This is a genomic window from Novosphingopyxis iocasae (genome assembly GCF_014334095.1).
Lineage (GTDB): Bacteria > Pseudomonadota > Alphaproteobacteria > Sphingomonadales > Sphingomonadaceae > Novosphingopyxis > Novosphingopyxis iocasae.
On record NZ_CP060495.1, the window covers coordinates 709072 to 726114 of the forward strand.

12 protein-coding genes are annotated in these 17043 nt (G+C 61.2%); 4 read left to right on the forward strand and 8 right to left on the reverse strand.

Annotated elements, in window-relative coordinates:
* Complete coding sequence (locus H7X45_RS03385; protein WP_187336150.1) at positions 1 to 534, reverse strand: heme NO-binding domain-containing protein; 534 nt, start codon at positions 532 to 534, stop codon at positions 1 to 3.
* Positions 535 to 962: 428 nt separating this feature from the next.
* On the opposite strand from H7X45_RS03385, the gene H7X45_RS03390 reads away from it, so the two are divergent.
* The 3 genes from H7X45_RS03390 to H7X45_RS03400 are packed head-to-tail and all read left to right on the forward strand — an operon-like array spanning position 963 to position 4686.
* Complete coding sequence (locus tag H7X45_RS03390) at positions 963 to 2036, forward strand: polysaccharide biosynthesis/export family protein (protein WP_246449626.1); 1074 nt, start codon at positions 963 to 965, stop codon at positions 2034 to 2036.
* Positions 2033 to 3460 (forward strand): GumC family protein, encoded by a 1428-nt coding sequence (locus H7X45_RS03395; RefSeq protein ID WP_246449629.1) that lies wholly within the window; start codon positions 2033 to 2035, stop codon positions 3458 to 3460. The genes H7X45_RS03390 and H7X45_RS03395 overlap by 4 nt, the downstream gene beginning before the upstream one ends.
* Positions 3415 to 4686: an O-antigen ligase domain-containing protein gene (locus tag H7X45_RS03400; RefSeq protein WP_187336152.1), complete on the forward strand. Its 1272-nt coding sequence runs from the start codon at positions 3415 to 3417 to the stop codon at positions 4684 to 4686. The genes H7X45_RS03395 and H7X45_RS03400 overlap by 46 nt, the downstream gene beginning before the upstream one ends.
* Before the next feature lie 34 nt (positions 4687 to 4720).
* Here H7X45_RS03400 and H7X45_RS03405 read toward each other — a convergent pair whose 3' ends face one another.
* Genes H7X45_RS03405 through H7X45_RS03420 form a run of 4 tightly spaced genes read right to left on the reverse strand, consistent with a single transcriptional unit; the run spans position 4721 to position 8993 of the window.
* Entirely contained in the window at positions 4721 to 5785 is a 1065-nt protein-coding gene (locus H7X45_RS03405; RefSeq protein ID WP_187336153.1) for a glycosyltransferase family 4 protein, read from the reverse strand.
* Positions 5782 to 6768, reverse strand: a complete 987-nt coding sequence (locus H7X45_RS03410; RefSeq protein WP_187336154.1) for a glycosyltransferase family 2 protein — start codon at positions 6766 to 6768, stop codon at positions 5782 to 5784. The genes H7X45_RS03405 and H7X45_RS03410 overlap by 4 nt, the downstream gene beginning before the upstream one ends.
* A 24-nt stretch (positions 6769 to 6792) precedes the next feature.
* On the reverse strand, positions 6793 to 7722 hold the full coding sequence (locus H7X45_RS03415; RefSeq protein ID WP_187336155.1) for a glycosyltransferase family 2 protein: 930 nt from the start codon (positions 7720 to 7722) through the stop codon (positions 6793 to 6795).
* Positions 7723 to 7727: 5 nt separating this feature from the next.
* Positions 7728 to 8993 carry an oligosaccharide flippase family protein gene (locus tag H7X45_RS03420; RefSeq protein ID WP_187336156.1) on the reverse strand — a complete coding sequence of 422 codons (1266 nt, stop codon included), beginning with the start codon at positions 8991 to 8993 and terminating at the stop codon, positions 7728 to 7730.
* A gap of 282 nt (positions 8994 to 9275) precedes the next feature.
* Here H7X45_RS03420 and H7X45_RS03425 point away from each other — a divergent pair, with 282 nt between their 5' ends.
* On the forward strand, positions 9276 to 10709 hold the full coding sequence (locus H7X45_RS03425; RefSeq protein ID WP_246449631.1) for a WecB/TagA/CpsF family glycosyltransferase: 1434 nt from the start codon (positions 9276 to 9278) through the stop codon (positions 10707 to 10709).
* Here H7X45_RS03425 and H7X45_RS03430 read toward each other — a convergent pair.
* The 3 genes from H7X45_RS03430 to H7X45_RS03440 all read right to left on the reverse strand — a co-directional run bounded on the left by H7X45_RS03430 (position 10706) and on the right by H7X45_RS03440 (position 16883).
* On the reverse strand, positions 10706 to 12364 hold the full coding sequence (locus H7X45_RS03430; RefSeq protein WP_187336157.1) for a response regulator: 1659 nt from the start codon (positions 12362 to 12364) through the stop codon (positions 10706 to 10708). The genes H7X45_RS03425 and H7X45_RS03430 overlap by 4 nt on opposite strands.
* A complete protein-coding gene (locus H7X45_RS03435) occupies positions 12357 to 15401 on the reverse strand; it encodes an ATP-binding protein (protein ID WP_187336158.1) in 3045 nt (1014 codons plus the stop codon). Before H7X45_RS03435 ends, H7X45_RS03430 begins: the two co-directional genes overlap by 8 nt.
* 261 nt (positions 15402 to 15662) lie before the next feature.
* Positions 15663 to 16883: an MFS transporter gene (locus H7X45_RS03440; RefSeq protein WP_187336159.1), complete on the reverse strand. Its 1221-nt coding sequence runs from the start codon at positions 16881 to 16883 to the stop codon at positions 15663 to 15665.
* Positions 16884 to 17043 lie beyond the last annotated feature (160 nt).

Genomic DNA, 17043 nt, shown 5'->3' on the forward strand with positions numbered 1-17043 from the left:
CTATCCCGTCAGCGCGAATTCGGCGCTGGAACCTTCCTCATTTGCGGTGATCCATTCCAATTTTCGACCATCCCCGAAATGCTTCATCGCGCCGGTCACCAAGCCATGCGCGATATGGGCGAAAGGCCGGTGGGACGAATAGTGGACATGCAGCGTATCGCCATTCGATACGGTCATTACTTCTGGCGGATTGGCATCCGGATAGAGCACCCTCACCTCCTCATGGATATGATCTCCGACATGAGAAAGAAGCGCCTCGGCAGTCGCGTATCGCCCGACGATCTCGGCATAGAGCACGGTAAAGCGGTCGAACAGATAGGCGCCGAAATCGGTGCATAAGGCGGCGAAATCGGCGCCGCTTTCGCGCGAGGCCGCCTCGACGACGCGGACCGCTTCCTGCCAGGGATACTGGCCGACTCGCGTGTAGACTCCGCCATGCTCGAGTCCGGCTTGGGCCAAAACCTTCTCAGCGAATACCGGGCCTCCAGTGAGATCGAGAAATCGGACGAGTTCCGTAAAGACAATTCCTTTCACAATAGGCTCCTGCTTCTTCCTAGGCCTGAGCCTGCATGCAAGAAACGTGCCGCCCGCCAGTGGCCGGGGAAAAAGCGCCGATCTGACAAGAGATCGATTGCAAACTGCGAATATCTTTTGCGGATTGCGAAAGGATTAACGCATTTTGCGAAAATCAACGCTCGCATTTTGCGTGGACCGCCCAGGCCCCCTCGCGGCGGCCCGGTTGGCACGGAGCTTGAACAGGCATCCGCAGTACAATGCGGAGATTGATCGTGACCTCTATTCCTACCCGGGCTTCGTCATCGCTTCTATGCCTGGCCGCGCTTCTGGCCGGGTGCGTGAGCGGTCCGGCACCCGTAAATCATCGCAGCGCCGTTTATGCTGCGGAACAGATCGCGAGTAGCGGAAGCGGTCATCCTAGCGGAAAATGGGCCGACGATACGCCATTGGCCAGCAGTGCCTCCGTCTGCAACTCGCAGACTCCGCGCGAGCTGGAGGCATACCGCCATGCGCGGATCGATGAGTTCGCGGCGCAAACGGCTCCGCTCGCCCCCGGAGACCGTCTCTCCGTTCGAATTCTCGGAGATGCCGATCGCCTCTCCGGAACCTATGTCGTCGATACCGACGGCACCGTTCGCCTGCGCGGGATCTCCCCCACCCGCGCAGGCGGCGGCTCACTCGACGCCTTCGCGACATCCCTGCGCGAAAAGCTTGTAGCGGAAGGTATCGTGAAACCGCTGCGCAATGCGGTGAACGTAGCGCTCATCGAATCAGGCGGTGTTCCGGTCGCGGTCACCGGAGCGGTGTTTCAGGCCCAAGCCGTGCGTATAGGTGAGCGCACGGCCGATAGCCGGATCGGCCTGAAAGAAGGGGATTCGAGCGGCGATGCCAATGGCGCGCGTTCGGTCGCCGCGGCGATCCGGGCGGCCGGGGGCGTGCGTCCCGATGCGGATGTGCAGCGCGTGTATTTGATCAGAGGTCAGGCCTATGTGGAGCTCGACCTTTCCGGACTGGTCCATGGCCAGTCGGCACAGGATGTCGCGGTCACCGCTGGCGATCGTATCATGGTGCCCAGCCGCAGCTGCTTCGACGCCAAGCTTGCGCGTCTGACCCCGCTGACGCCCCCGGGCATCCGCGTCTACATGTCGAACCTGACGCGCAGCGCCAACAACAATGCCGGCGCTGCGATCGGTAAGGACACCACGTCGCTCCCCTATGGCACGCGGCTTTTGCAGGCCCTCGTCGCGGCCAACTGTGTCGGCGGAAGCTACATGCAGTCCGACCGCAGAGCCGTTCTGATTTCGCGCAACCCGATCAACGGGCGCAGCATGGTGATAGAGCGCGATATCGAGAAGTTGGTGCGTGGGGCGGACCGGGATGCCTATGATCCCTACTTGATGCCGGGCGACGCCATCGCCTGTTACGACAGCCGCTGGACCAACCTGTCGGAAGCCGTCGGGCTGATTTCCCAAGGCATCAGCACGGTAACGCCCGCCATCCTGCTGGACAGCGCCCTGTGAAACACACCCCTATAACTCGCGGCGCGGCCGAAACCCCGCGCGTCCTGCTTCGCATCTGGTCTTTCATCCGTGACGGTTTGCCGTCGGTTGGTCGCTACCGCCGATATCTGGTCGCGCTGGCCGGCCCGCTCGCCGTCATCTGGACCCTCACCCTCTTTTACATATTGGTGGCGCCGGATCGTTTCGACAGCAAGATGACGCTGATTCTGCCGGGCACGGGGGTCGGCGGATCGCTGCACCTCGAATCCATCGGGCAAGCGACCACGAACACGTCTTCGGCCTTTTCCAGTCCCTCGCTCAGCCCGACCGAAAACTACAAACGCCTCCTGACGTCGGACATCGTTCTGCGTGACGCGGCAAAGCGCGCGCAGGAGGAAGAGGGCGCCTTTCCTTCGCCCGGAATAAAGCTCATCGATCAGACCAATCTGATCGAGGTCGAAATGCCGGCAGGCGATCCCGCTCAGGCGCAGAAGCGCATGATCGCGCTGCAGCAGGCCTTTCTCAGCGCATTGGAGACGCTGCGCGCGGATGAAGCGATCGCGCGCGAGAATGCGGATGCCGCCCGGATCGCCGAGCTCGAAGCGAAAGTGGATCAGGCACAGAAAGCATTGCTGGATTTTCAGGGAGAAACCGGCCTCGTCTCGCTCGATCAATTCGCAGGGCGTGTGAGCGCGCTCGACCAACTGAAAGCTAGCGAGCGGGAACGTCGCGTCCGGCTTGCGGAAAGCCGCGGGGGTGCCGGACGGCTGGCATCGAGCCTGGATATTTCGTTGCCGCGTGCGCGTACGGCCATGCGGCTGAAGGCCGACCCCCAATTTCGTGAGTTGCTCTCACGTTACACCGCTTTGTCTTCACAGCATGCAGAGACCGGTGCCACGCTGGGCGACGGCCATGAAAAGATGGAAAAGCTGTCGGTCGAGCGCGACGCGCTTCGCGAAGCATTGGTAGCGCGCGGCCGCACCATCGCGGGAATGGGCGGTGCGCAGGTGCTGGCCTTTGCCGACATCGCGGTGTCCGATACGCGCGAAAACCTGTTCGCGACGCTGACCGAACGCGACGCAGACAGAAACGGCCACGGGGCCGCGCTGACCGAATTGCGACGCCAGATCGGCGAACAGAGCAGCCATTCCGGACGGCTGGTCGAGCAAGCCTCCCAGCTTGCCCGCCTGACCCGCGATCTTCGCGTGGCCGAAGCCGTGTTCAGCTCCGCATTGGCGCGGCTCGATACCAACAAGTCGGATCCTTTCGCATCCTATCCGCTCGTTCAGACTCTGGAATCCCCTTCCCTTCCGCGCGTCCGGTCGGCACCATCACCCATCCTGGCGCTCTTCGGAGCGGTGGGCGCCACGATTTTCACCTTGCTGGGATTCCTGCTGCTATGGCTGCGCCAGCCGATCATCCGCAAACTGCTCCCGAACGCCTGATCGGCGGAGCGATTGCGGGCACCTGGCTGCTGTGGCTCTTCGGAGCGCTCTACATCGCCGGACCGGTTATCGGCTGGCTGCTTGCGGCGCTGGTGTTCGTCGAGCTTTATCTGGGTCGCAAATCGATCGCGATCGTTCCGGCGGCGGTTTGGCTGTGGCTGGCCGCGATGACGGCCCTGCTGCTGATCCTCTGGGCCGGCCATGCGAATTTTTCGCTTGGCACGGGGCAGACAATCAAAAGCTCGATCGGCTGGGCCAAGGGATGGGCACTGATAGCCCTGTTCATGTTGGCAGGCGCGGTGCTCGACATTCGCGTTTCGGTGATTGCGCGCGCGGCGTGCCGCCTCGGCATGTGGACCCTAGTCATTCTGCCGCTCTTCCTGGCTGCGCCGTTCATCGGCCTGCCGGAAACCCTCTGGGTATCGCCGTTGAAGGCGGTTGGCGGTCCGGGACCGGAATATTTCGCAACGATCCTCTACACGATCGAGCCGGGCGCGGGCACGCCGCGTTGGCAGTTCTTCGCGCCCTGGTCTCCGGCTGCGGGCATGGTCGCGCTGGTTTACATATTCATTGCCGCGCGCGAGCAAAACCTGGCTTGGCGCGCGGCGGGGCTTGCCGGTTTTCTGGCGATCGCGGTGCTATCGCAGTCCCGGCTCGCTTTGGTGGCGCTCGCGGTGATTGCGCCCGTGGTCTGGGCCTGCGGCAAAGTCGACCGTGGATGGATCTGGTGGCTGGTCGCGCCCGCCTTCTTGCTGATCGGGCTCTTCGGAACGGACCTGCTCGCGTTTGTAGATCAGCTGGCGAGCGATTTTTCTTCGGCGCGAGCGGACTCCAGCCGGGTTCGCGCGGCCTTGGGCCGGATCGCGCTCGATCGCTGGGAAGATGAAGCTTATTGGTTCGGCCACGGGGTCGTCGAAAACGGGCCGCATCTCGTTGAATATATGCCGATCGGCAGCCACCACAGCTGGTACGGCCTGCTGTTTGTTAAAGGGTTGCTGGGCGCGATCGCGCTGGGCCTGCCAATGGCGATCACCCTTGGCAATCTGGTCTGGCGCGCAAGGCTCGGCGCGTTGCAACGTATGGGCCTTGCGATGATCCTGATCCTCGCGCTGTATTCTTTCGGCGAGAACCTGGAAATCCTTGCCTATCTATTCTGGCCGGGCTTGATCCTGATCGGCAAGGCGCTCGTATCGACCAACTTGGATCAACCGGCACCGCAGGAATAAAGCGCCCGTCCCATCCTTCGGTTGGGCGAAACGGTCAATCGTTCTGCGCTGCAAAAGTTCGGCGTGAGCCGGTCTCTGCGCGGGCAGCCTTCAGCTTCGGGTTGCGGCGGTGGCTGGCGGCGCGGTTCACGAGATCCAACCAATCATCGATGATGACATCATGTTGTCCGATCACACCTTCGCGGGCTTCCCTGCCGAGACGCAGAAGATCGAAATTCAAGAATTCGCGGATGGCGTCGGCAATTTCTGTATGCGAGCCGAGCTTGGCGACGACGCCGCCTCCAGCCTCGGCCTGTTCAGGCAAACCATCGACGTCGGCAACCAAGATCGGCCGCGCGGCCATCCGCGCTTCCGTTGCCACTAGACCGAACGCCTCATGGTGGGAGGGCATGATGACCGCGCTGCATTGCGCGAGCCACGGGGCAGGATCGGTGCATGCCGCCTTGATGCGCACATTGGGGCAATCGCGCGCAAGCTGGTTCAAGTTTTCCTGCTCCGGACCGGACCCGAACAGGACCAAGTCCACTGCCGAAGGATGGAATTGACCCATCGCCGCGATCAGGGAGTCGAAATTCTTTTCTCGGGAAAACCGGCCATAAGCCAACAGGTTCAGCCGCTGAGAGCGAAAGCGTTTTTCCGGCACCTGCAACAGCTCGAACCGTCCGCTCCACGGATAGATGGTAGAAATCTTGTGGCGGGGTATGCCCGTTTCGGCGAGCCACTGGGCCTGAGCCTTCGAGACCGCCACCACCTCGTCCACCATTTTCGCGGCCGATCGCAGCAAAAGCCGGAAGCGTTTGCGAGAGGACACGCGATACCGTTCAAACGAACGCGTATAGCTATGCTCCACCTGCACGATTCTTGCCTGCGGATTGCGAAGGCGAAGCGCTGCAAGATATGGCAGACGGCTCCAGCATGGCGGAACGTGGATGAGGATGAGATCCGCATCCAGCGACGGGGCATCACCGAATTTGCGCCTCATCGGCACCGTAAAAGACTGCGATGCGCTGGTCATCCGCGGCTCTTCCGTAAACAGGGACAGGGCCCTTGTGACACCGCCCATGGCGAAGTCGTTCAGCAAATGGGCGATCCTGATCATGCTGCGGCCTTCAGGAACGGACGGGCCATTCGCTCGAACTGCTGCGGCCCGGCCAGACGAGCGATCTGGATCGCGCAATATGTGATCAGCGACTTCTTGGGCTCTTCTACTAGGATCATCGGCTTCGCTTTCAATGCGCGGTCCAGCAAGTCCTTGGCAAGTTTCGCGTTGCCCAGTTGGATCGAACGGCGCGCGAGGTAGCGGAGCTGATAGGCCCGCGCACGGGCCCCGTGCTGCTCGACCAGGGCCGGGCAGTTTCGCTCCGCAATTTCCAACATCCGGTTCCAGCTGACATATTGCTTGACGACATTGGCCGACAGAGCCCCGCCGATGATCCGGTAATCGGTCAACAACCCATCGATGCCTTCGAACTGCACATCGTGAACCGAGGACAGGCGAACCCATAATTCGATATCTTCTGACTGGCGGAAGTCTTCGTCGAACCAGCACATGCGGTCCGCTTCTTCCGGATGCCGGAAGGCGGCGCGATCCAGCGCCTCACGCCGGAAGACGGGGGCGCTGCCGTTGCCGACGGGATTGCGGCACAGGATGTCGGCCGCATCGACATCGGTCAGTTTCGGACGCATGGCCACCTTCATGATTTCGCCATGCTCGTCGATCAGGCGTGAGCCCGAGTAGCTGACCCCGACCTTCGGATTCGCCTGCAGGTGAATGTAATGGAGGAGCAGTTTGTCGCGGTGCCAGCGGTCATCGGAATCCAGCAGCGCGATATAAGGGGCCTGCGCCTCGCCGATCCCGGTGTTGCGCGCTCCGGCAAGCCCGCGATTGGGCTGGCTCACGATGCGGATGCGCGGATCGGCGAAGGTGCGAGCAATCGGAATGGAATTATCCGTTCCGCCATCGTCGACGATGATCAGCTCGAAATCCTCGAAACTCTGGTCGAGCACCGACCGAACGGCTTCCTCGATATAGGCTTCGACATTGTAGACGGGCATGACGACGGAAATACGGGGACGAGTCATCGGATGGCTCCTCACGGATCAAGTTCAGGAAAAAATCACGGTGCGTGCACGCGCCGGCAGCGCGTTTCCGGCGATAGCAGCGCCGACGGTCATCAAGCCGCGGGTCCCGCCGGACAGGAATGCCTTGTGATCGCTGGTCAGTCCGCGCCGAACGAACTCGCGGGTCACGGCCATGGTGGTGCCCGAGCGCAGGGTCCGCCGCGCCAGGTAACGGCAGTAGAGGGCCTCGGCGCGGCGCATGTCGATCCTGTCCGACCAGCGACCGACGAGTTCTTTCCACGCCGTCAGCATCGCAATGAAGTCGCAGCTCAGGCCGTCGGCGCTCATGCGATAGCCCACCAGCGTTTCGGGGATACCGCACAGGCGGCGGCCTTCGCCGACGAAGCGAGCCAGCAGATCCTGATCTTCGGCGTGACGCATGGTGCGTTTGAACCCGCCGATTTCCAGGAACGACTGACGTTCGATGACGAGATTGCTCATCGTGCAGACGACATTTTCGATCAGCACGTCTTCCAGCTGACAGGGGCCTTCCTGCACGCTTGAACGGGTGCGCCCGGCCTTCAGCTCGCCCTCTTCCTCCGTGCAGAAGACGATGCGTGCGTAGCTCGCTTCCAAAGCCGGGTCGGCTTCGTGGGCGGCGCGATGCATCGCCAGCTTGTCGATATGCCAGACGTCGTCCGCATCCAGAAAAGCGAGGTAATGGCCGCGCGCCAAGGCCGCGCCCAGATTGCGCGCCGCGGAAACGCCTTGATTGCACTGAGAGGTTACCTTGATCCGCGGATCGGCGTCCGCTTTCTCCAGCGCAACGCGCAGGGTCCGATCTTCCGAACCGTCGTCCACGACAATCAGTTCGAAATCCTGCTCGCTCTGGGAGAGAACGCTGTCGATCGTCAGCCCAATGGTGCTTTCGGCATTGTGGGCGGCGATTACGACGGAAAAGATGGGCTTGGTCATGGTCATTATCCTTGCAGCTTGGGGGTGAAGGTAGCGGTGCGGCCAAGGAGGTTTGCACCGATGGCGGGAAGAAAGACCGCTGCCATGGCAGCGCCGTATCCGAAGCAAGCCCAGCTCAGGCTGAAGGCGGCTCCGATTGAGAGGCCGGCCAGCGCGGCGGCGCTTGCCAAGGCGGTCACAATGGTTTCCGACTGGGGCCGACCCGCAGCGCGGTACCGCGCACCCAGCAGCGATCCGGCGTAGAGCGGCAGTGCGGCGCAAGCGAGCAATGCGATGTAAGGCGTGGCAGGAACCCAGGTTTTGCCGAAGACGACGGGCACATAGATCGGGGCGAGCAGCGCCTGCGCGGCGACGACGGGGGCTAGCAGCGCGAGGCCGGCTGCAAACGCCTTGCGAAATTCCGGCAGCAAGTTGGCGTCGCGCATTTTGGCCAGGTGAGGAAAGACCACGAGATTGCAGGCGGAAACGAAGCTCTGCGTAATCCCCAGCCCCGCGTTGAAGGCGAAGTAGTAAATGCCCAGTGCCTCGGTACCCAGCAGGGCGCCGATGATCAGCTTATCACCCTGCAGGCGGGCCGCCCCCAGCATCTCTGTTGCGAGGATTGCCGGACCGAACAGCGCAAATTCTGCCAGCGGAGCGCTTTGGCGTGAGCGATCCGGGCGCCATGGCGAACTGCGCCGCGCCAGGACGGTCCAGATGGGGGCCGCCAGCAATTTCGGCAGGACCAGTGCCCAGGCGCCCGGCCAGACGATGACCAGCGCAACCGTCAGCAAACTATCGGCCATGTTCTGGGTCGCCGTAATGCGGGCCACGCGGGCCATGCGGTTTTCGCGCATGGTCAGAAAGATCTGAACCAGGCCGGGCGGCATCGCAAAATACACCAGCGAGAGGATCGCCAGCAACATCGCTGCCGAGCCCAGATCGAACAGAAAGAACATGGTTGCCGCGACCGCGAGTTGGATGGCCGCGACGCCGGTGCAGACCGCCCAGAACAGTTTGTAGGCGGTCTCGCACAGACCGGGCAGTTCATGCTCTTTAGCCAAGATCAGGCGCTGGCCGATGCCGACATTGGCGAGAACGCGGACGAGCTCGAACAGCGTCAGCGCCATCGCAGCGGTACCCAGAATTTCCGGCGTAACCTTGCGCGCTACGATGAGCAGCGCGGCAAGGCGTACGATCCGCGTGGCCGCCTCGGCCGATCCGAACGCCACCAAACCGCGCAGGAGGGGTGTGGAAGCGAACTGACCGATAGTGGTGCGAAAAGCGAACATGCGATCCTCGGGTTTGATTTTCCCGAGACGTTTCAAAGTGCGTGCCAAACCGGAAAGGTTTTCGTTTTCAGGGGTTTATGGGAGTGGGCCGAGGTAGAATTCGCAGCTTGCGTCTGTGGGCACGCAAAATGCGAACCGATGATGCTGCAAATTGCGAAACTGACCTCAGAGCGCAATTCGCAGATTCAGCTCCACCTGTTGAATCCATGAAATAACAGTGACTTAGACGGTTTGGCACGACGATTGCGCTGTGAGCGGTGACCCATCGAAAGGAGCATCGCCATGAAATTCGTCCCTGTTTCCACCCTGCGCAGTGCCGCTTCTCCCATCGCTTTCATGCGAACCGATGTTCGGGACCATTCCGATTTTAAGACCATCAACCTCTTTGGTCTGAACCTCTCTAGCACCGCACCGGAGCGCGCCGCGGCCTATATCGTGGGAAAGGCCCGGTGGGGCAACGCGATGACGGTCAATTTCGTGAACGCGCACTGCGTCAATATGGCCCGTTCCAAATCGTCCTATCGCCGGCTTCTGAAAGAGAGTGACGTTCTTCTGCCCGACGGGATCGGGATCGAGATTGCCGCCAAATGGTCCGGATGCGAGAAACCGGAAAACCTGAATGGCACCGATCTTTTTCCACGCATTTGCGAACGCGCGGCGATCGACGGTGCCGGCCTCTTTTTTCTCGGGGGAATCCCCGGCGTCGCCGACGCAGCCGCTGCGTGGGCCTGCGCCAACTGGCCCTCCCTCAGGATCAGCGGCACGCAGCACGGCTTTTTCGATCCCGCAGAGGAAGAGGCACTGGTCGAGCGGATCAATCGATCCGGCGCGGCCATACTATTCGTCGGCCTCGGTGTTCCGTTGCAAGAAGAGTGGATCGCACGAAACCGTCATCGCCTCGAAGTTCCCGTCGTGCTGGGCGTCGGCGGACTCTTCGATTACTATTCCGGGCGCATAGCGCGTGCACCTGCCCCAGTGCGTGCCGTGCGTTGCGAATGGGCTTGGCGTCTGGCAATGGAGCCCCGGCGCATGGCCAAACGCTATCTTCTGGGGAACGCGATTTTCCTGGTTTACGCTGCGATCGAGGCAGCGAACCAGCGCGGTATTGCAGAACTGGCAGGACGCGGTGCCAAACGTGCGAGCGATACCATTATCGCGATGCTGGCCCTGATCGCCCTGCTCCCCGTGTTTCTGGTTACCGCATTGGCGATCAAGCTTGAGGACTCCGGCCCAGTATTCTTCCGTCAGAACCGGATCGGATCGAACGGGCGCACTTTCTCCATGATCAAATTTCGGTCCATGTACACCGATGCCGAAAAACGCCGCGCGGCTCTGCTGGCCCAATCCGATCGCCAAGGTACCTGCTTCAAGATGCAAGACGATCCCCGCATCACACGGGTCGGTAAAACCATCCGCCGCCTGTCGATCGACGAGCTGCCCCAGCTGTTCAACGTGCTGACCGGTTCGATGTCGATCGTAGGTCCCCGCCCCGCCTTGCCTGGCGAAGTGGCGCAATATCGCGGCCGCCAGTGGGAACGTCTGGGCGGAAAGCCGGGAATCACCTGCAGTTGGCAGGTCAAAGGCCGCGCCGAAATTCCCTTCCACCGTCAGGCGATCATGGACCGGGCCTATCTGCGCCGCCAGTCCTTCGTCAGGGACCTGAGGTTGATGGCAATGACGGTGCCGGCCGTGCTTAGCGGCCGGGGCGCTTATTAAGCTTGCTCCACCAACGCATCATAAAGGTCGTCGACAGCCAACAGGCTGGCGGCGACCGCCCTTCTGAAGCCTTCGGTCGATGCATCCGGCGCAGGCCTTTTCTCCCGATAGGCGGCCAACTCTTCGACGATCTCTACCGCACCGATGTTCAGTGACACGCCGTTCAGCGAGTGGGACGCCTTGGACAAGCCAATATCATCATCGGTTTCGACGGCGGAAAGAACGTTCGCGGCATATTTGGTAATGTCCTTCTTCGCGGCTTCTCGCATGCGCAGACGATAGCTTGGCGGCAAATCCATAAAGGCACGGCGAAACAGGTCGTGGTCGAAGCGCACCGCGCCCTGCCCCACATCTCTCCCGGCAATCAGCGCCGTCTGTATCGCCGTCTCCAGCGTTTCGCGTTTGACCGGTTTGGAGAGGCAGGCCGTCATGCCGGAAGACAGCAGACGTTCGCGCTCCGATTGAAGGCTGTGCGCCGTAACGCCGATAATTGGAGTGCGCGATGCGGGGCCACCGAGAGCGCGGATGGCCTGCGTCGCCTGCTCGCCGTTCATGATCGGCATCATCACGTCCATAAGCACAAGATCGAAGGCTTCCCTCCGAACGGCCTCCACAGCCGCTGCGCCATTTTCCACCGAGGATACGTCGCATCCCAGCTCGGCGAGCAGGCGCTCCGCTACATAGCGATTGCTTTCCGTATCTTCGGCGACGAGCACACGGGGGCGATCAGGCAGTGCTATAGTCGAACTCATGTTCGCCAAGGCCGAGCTTCCCTCACGCCCCGCCGTATCGGGATCGCCGTCCCGTCCGGCTTCCTCGATCAGTTTGGTGGCCATCTCTCCAAGCTGATCGGCCGCCTCGCGCGCCAGCTTCAAATCGTCTTCGGAGGTCCCATCGACCTTCTGACGAAGCAATTCCAGTGCGCCCGAAAGAGTGGCCAGCGGCGTCCTTATCGCGTGCGCCATCTCAGAAATGAACCGATTGCGGCCAGCCAGCGCAGCGTCCACCCGTTCTTTTGCGGCCGAGAGTTCGGATTGCAATTTGCCGAGTTCGGTCAGTCTGCGCTCGGCGCGAAGCTGAAGCGACCTCACCTGCCGTTCGTTATGCCGTTCCTCGGTGATGTCCCGAACGGTTGCGACCATATGGGAAGGCCGAAGTGAATTGCCCTTCTTGCGGGTAATCGACCAACTCAGCCAACGGGTTTCGCCATTGTCGTACCGAATAATCCGATGAACGTAACGATGTGTAAGGCCCGCTTGCGCCTTGCGGAAAAAGAGCATGCTTTCTCGCATGATCCGCTTCCGGTCGAGCGGATGCAGGGCGCCGACGATCTTTTCCAGCGTAGCCTCTTCACCAGCGGAAAGGCCGAGGAGAGGGGCAGCGCTTTCGGAAATCGAATAGCCCCGGTCTTTTTCGCTATAAGCGGCTGCCATCTGAACGGTTGAAAGTGCACCCAGCAAAAGCGCACTTTCAATCTCCAGCTTCTGTGCCAGCTGTTGTTCGCGCAGCTTGAGTTCCTGATTGGCGCGGAACAGATCCTTCATCCGTGCTTCGAGGGCGGTCTCGGCGGCTTCCAAGGCCCGCTCGCTCCGCTCAAGGCGCGCTTCGAGGATATCCGCCCGCTGCTCGGCGGGTAGCTCGGCAAGGCTAGTCATCGCGCTCTTGCTCCAACAGGTTCGGCAATGTTTCCAGCAGGTCTGCCGCCCGGACTGCGAACATCCCTGCCATCAAGGGCGGAGTTTCATCTTCGACGATCAGGATTTTGCAGTCGGCGTCGCTCTGCGCGAGGAATTCCGGATCATCACTGACGACGACGTCCGGTTCGTCGGCTTCTGGTTCGTCGGCAACCGTAAAGCCGCATTGTTCTGCAAGAGCTTCGGCCTTGATCGCCAACGAAGCCTGGCTGAGGTTTGCGACAAATGTACCCAAACTCGTCTGTGTTTCGTCATCCGAGTCAACGCGCTGCAGAGGCAGGCGAACGATCATGCGCGTACCACCCCCTTCATTGGTCGCCGCTTCAACCGTACCGCCCAACTCCGTCGCCAGCTGGCGCGTAATCGACAGCCCCAATCCGCTGCCAACCTTGCGCCCCAACGTATCTGCTCCGCTGCCGCCAAAGGGCTCGAAAATCGTCTTCATGCGCTGCGGCGAAATTCCGCCACCCGTATCCGCAACCATGAAAGTCCATCGGTCCCCGCCCTCTTCCGGTGGATGGACTGATAGGGTGATACCACCCGTCGACGTGAACTTGACCGCGTTGGAAACGAAGTTAGCGAGAATTTGCTGAATTCGCCCCGAATCTCCGACAACGCGTTCGTCGATCGAGGCCGTCGTGTCGATGGCAAGACCTTTCCGGCGGGCGAGCGGTCGAAACAGTTCGGCCACCCGCTCAATCAACTCGGCCGGCGAAAAGGTCTCATTGGTTTGCAGCGGTGCTTCGCGCTCGGCCCGCGTCCTGTTTACCGTCGCGTCGAGGGTCTGAAGCAATGCTTCGGACGAATGTTCGATCAGCGTCAGAGCTCGACTGCGCTCGGTTTCCGAGCGTTCCCGCCGCACCTGATCGATCAACCCCATAATGCCCGAGATCGGCGTGCGGATTTCGTGCGACAAAACGGCCAGAACGTCGCTTCTGGCACGCGCTTCTCTTTTCGCTTCGTCGAGCGCCTGCTCCAGCGCCTGCGCCGCAGCTTTCTGATCCGAGACATCCTGCAAAATCCCGTGATAGCCGATCAGTGCCGGTTGTTCGTCGGCCCCAATCTGCTCGAACACGGCCGTTCCACGCAACTGCGCAGAGAAACGATGCCCGTCGGCTCCGATCGCCAATGTTTCGAAAGCAAACTCCGTTTTTGCCGCTATCGCATCGGCGATGGCGGCCATTGTTTCTTCGCGAACGCTTTCGTCGATCAGCGCCGGGACGTCGGATAGCCATAGGCTAGGTTGCTCGAGCCCCAACCTTTCCTGCAACCAGACCGAAAGGCTGATCTTCATGGTCCGGGGGTCAAGTGCGAAATGACCTGCCTGTGCGCTTGACTGGGCCATTTCCAGATAGAGCAGCGTCTTCTCGGTCTCCCGCTGGGCTTCGCGAAACGCGGTGAGATCGTGCGCAATATAGGCCGTTCCGAACGCCTTGCCTTCTTCGTCCGTTAACGGAATGAGCGTTTCTTCCAGCCAGGCCGTTCCGCCGTCAGCCAGTTCGCGTTCGACAATCGCCCCTTCTTTTACCGCCGCCAGGTCTGAACGACCAAGCTCCAGTCCGTTCTTCCCCGCGCCAAAAGCCTCGACGCCTTCCGCACCGAACAATGCGATCGCACCCGCGTTCGCTCTCACCAGGCGGCCATGCCTATCATACAGTGCCATCGCATAACCCCGGGCCGCATCCACCAGTGCGTCGAACGAACGGCTCTCGCGCGACCGTGCCTGCTCGAGGCGTTCTTCCATCTTGTCGAAGGCTTGCTGCAAATGATCGATCTCATCTCCGTCCTGAGCGGAAAGTGCGAGATCCCCAGCTGCCGCGATGCCATCTGCTCGCTGGGCCAAGGCAGCAATTCGGTTTGCTACGGCTCGGTGAAACACCGCAGTCAGAATGAGGCCAAGCAAAACGACACCGCCAAGAGCGACGCCTATCACCCGGCGCGCAATCGAGAACGCCCGGTCACTCAGCGCTTGTTCCGGCAGAATCGTCAAAACGATCCAATCGGGCGCTTCTAATCTCTCGGCGCTTACATAAGCGTTGAGCTTCTCCGAATAACCGAAGCGCTCTCTTGGTGCTACGGCGACATATGCGGCCAGCTTCCGCATCATCGGGTCGCTGGACGAAGCCATGTCGATATTGGCCGCCAGTCCGTCCGCATCGCCGGCAGCCAAGCCGGTACGGTGGATCAGCTTTCCGTCACGGCTCGCAATCACGGTCATCGCGCCAGGCGGGGGCGGGCGAAGCTTTTCGGTGAACTTACGCAGCGGGATACTGATGCCCCAGGCGCCGAGGTACTGCCCATCCACGCGGATCGGCAACATGCAGCCCGTCGTCCAATTTTGCCCCGAATCGTCGTAAATCGGGGTTTGGAGACTTGTGCAGCGGAAGGCTCCTTCAGGATTATTGCGGGGCGACATGATCTCGCTGAACTCTGCGTCCTGGAAATCGAAGTCTGCGGGCGCCGTACGATAAAAGGTCAGCCGATCCGGGCGCTGAGGGGCGTAGATCAGGAGGTCGTTGACCGGGGAGAAGAAATACAAACTCTCGATCTCGCGTGGCAGTCCGCTGGCCATCGCTTTCAAGGTATCGAAAGCCGCCATGACCGTTCGGCGGCGCAGGCCCGATGGGGCAGGCGGCGCGACAAACCCCCCGAACCCGCGTAGCCGGACCGCCCCGTCCAGATCCTGGCCTTCCCAGAGGCTATCCCGTGTATGGAAAGCTCCGTCGGGTGATCTTGCAAAAATCTCTTCGAAATTACTGGAGCCCGCCGCTGCCAGGCGTTCCGTTATGATGGCATTAGCCCGCCTTTGGGTTTCGGCGACCAACGAAAGCTCCCGGCGCAATGCCGTCGCCGTCGTTTTATTCGATGCCAGGAGTTCAGCCGTCGCCTCAGCGCGAAAGTCACCGATCGCGGCCCGATAGGTTAAAAATGCCATGCCCCCGATGATCAGCGCCACGATCGGAAACGCGATCAGAAGGCCTCGAACAGAAAGAGACATAGCCTTTGGCTACACCGTCAGAGTATTCAGAAGCTTAACGACAAGCCTTTTGCTGTCTCGAGCCCTTATGGTAAGAAATTCGGACCAGGGCCTTCCCGTTAGCGGCGAACTATGAACCTCCTTTCGGGCAGATAGCCCACACGGGCAAAAATGCCATCCCGCCAAAAGCTGGCCGAGCGTTGTGCGGAAATAATTACTTTCAACCACCGCTGAGCGCTTGCCGAGAGCATCGGTCTGCGCGCGTGTGCTGCGAAACGAAGTTCAGTCCTCTTCCGGCTCCGGCACCGCCATCATGGGCGTGGTGCGGGTGAGCGGTTGGAAGGTCTGCCGGTTCGCCACGCGGGCGGCACGGCCGACAATTACGCGCCACGATCCGAAAATCGCGCCAAACATCGCGAAGAGCGCAACGGTTGCGAACAGGCCCTGTATGCCGATGAGTTGCATGCCGGCCGAACCGATCAGCGGCCCCACCACCGCGCCTGCCGAATAAGCGAGAACCAGGCCGCTGCTTGCGCCCACGCGCTGCTCTTCGGTTAGATAATCGTTCGCGTGGGCGACGCACAGCGGATAGAGCGCGAAGGCAAAGCCGCCGAACAGCGCGCCCAGTATGAACAGGCGCGCGTCCGGCTGCGCGAACAACACCAGAGCGGCACTCACGGCGAGTACCATCAGGAGGCAGCCCACGATGACCGAGCGACGGTCGATACGATCTGACAGCAGGCCGAGCGGCCATTGTAGCGCAACCCCGCCGCCGATCACGCAGGAAGTGAACAGAGCCACACCAGCAAGTCCCATGCCCAGCCGCTGAATGTAAATGGCGCCGAGCGCATAGAAAGCGCCCAGGATCGCACCAGTAACCAGTACGCCCACCACGCCCAGGGGCGAGGCGGAGTAAAGCCGCCTTACCGAAAAGGGCTCGACATATTCGATCTTCGGTTGATCGATTTTGGTAAGAACCACCGGAACGACCGAAAGCGAGAGCAGGATGGCCGCGATGACGAAGGGCATACTGGGCCGTTCGGACCCAAGGGTCAAAAGGAACTGGCCGATCGCCTGACCGCCGTACAGCGCGATCATATAAGCGGCGAGGATGGCGCTACGCGTTTTTGCCGTCGCCTGCCGGTTGAGCCAGCTTTCCAGGCAGACGAATACGCCCGCCATCATGAACCCGTCGACAAAGCGCAGAATACCCCAGAAGGGTGCGCTCATCTGAATGGAATAGGAAAGTCCGCTTGCCGAAAAAATGGAAACGAAGGCGGCAAAGGAACGGATATGGCCCACCCGGGCGATGATGGCCGGAACGCGTACCGATCCAACGGTGAGACCGGCGAAATAGGCCGCGGCGACCAGACCGATCGTAATAGCTTTCGATCCTGCCGTTTCCAGTCGGATTGCGATCAGGGTCGAGAGGAAACCGCTGCCTGCCATGATGACGAAGATGGCCAAAAGCAGCGTACGGACCGAGACGAGCGGGGCGAACATGGCGCGGGCCTTAGTCAGATCGTCCGCTTCACGATAGTGGGTAAGAACACCGCCCGGCGCATTTGAACCTCAGCGCATCGAAAGCGTGCTGCGCTTAGGGCGAAGATCCGAAGTATCGGCCTTCACCTGATCTCTTTAAAGGCGAGCGGGGCCATTAAAA